Source organism: Phocaeicola coprocola DSM 17136, assembly GCF_000154845.1.
In the GTDB taxonomy this organism is placed as follows: Bacteria; Bacteroidota; Bacteroidia; order Bacteroidales; family Bacteroidaceae; genus Phocaeicola; species Phocaeicola coprocola.
In genome coordinates this window covers 1,023-1,852 of the sequence record NZ_DS981440.1, presented here as the reverse complement: position 1 = coordinate 1,852, position 830 = coordinate 1,023, and the positions used below count along the sequence as shown (strand labels likewise).

The following is an 830-nucleotide window of genomic DNA, read 5'->3' as shown; positions in this document are numbered from 1 at the left end:
CAGCTGTCGACAAGAAGATAGTCGAAGCGTACACCCTCAATGATTGAGCGCTTCAGCATACTGATAGCAGTCTCAATCTTGCTTGCAAGATACTCAGAGCTACGTTTAGCAATACGCTCATCCTCAGAACGTTCCTTGGTATAACGTGAGTTTGCCTGCTTCTTGGATAAGCCCTGTGGCTTGTCGCTGCGCTTACCCTCTTCTCCATGAAGAGAGAAGTCAAGAATAGACTGAGATATACCGTCAGTAAAGCATAGGAACATTGCTTTGAAGCCCAGTATAGGCTTCATTTGAGTATGAGAGAAGACTTTACCGATCTTCTCTGTCTTGAATCCGGTCTTAGGAAGATCTGTATCATCGATAATGACGCATTTGACATCAGATTTTGCTGTTGTCTTGCGGCTCACACGAGAATACAGCTGTCTGAAAACCGAGTAGATTATACATCGCCAATTGACGTTGCCGTCATTCATGAAACGATAGAACATATCCTTATCGCATGTAAACAACTTGCAGAGTGCAGAGGACGAATAATTGGCAGCATTTTTCACCGAGAAGAACGGGAAGAGCACGAGCAACTGCAACACCTGAAGACAGGTGAACTTGCAGTTCGGATTCTTGACTGAACCGATGACTTTGCTCTGTATCCTAATGCTGTTCATTATGGTTGATATGCTGTTTATTGCCTTGCTGGCATCATTGTTTGCAAAAACTCTTGGAGTTCACCGATAATATGTCTATTTTTGTTCATGGCTAAAGGGTTCTATGTTTTTTGTTTGACGACTTTAATATAGTGATAATTAACCGAATTATCCAAACACTTTTAGCCC

At 42.3% G+C, this 830-nt stretch carries 1 pseudogene; it reads right to left on the bottom strand.

From position 1 onward, the window contains the following. Positions 1 to 751, bottom strand: a pseudogene (locus BACCOP_RS19180) (IS4 family transposase); the annotation flags it as partial. Positions 752 to 830 lie beyond the last annotated feature (79 nt).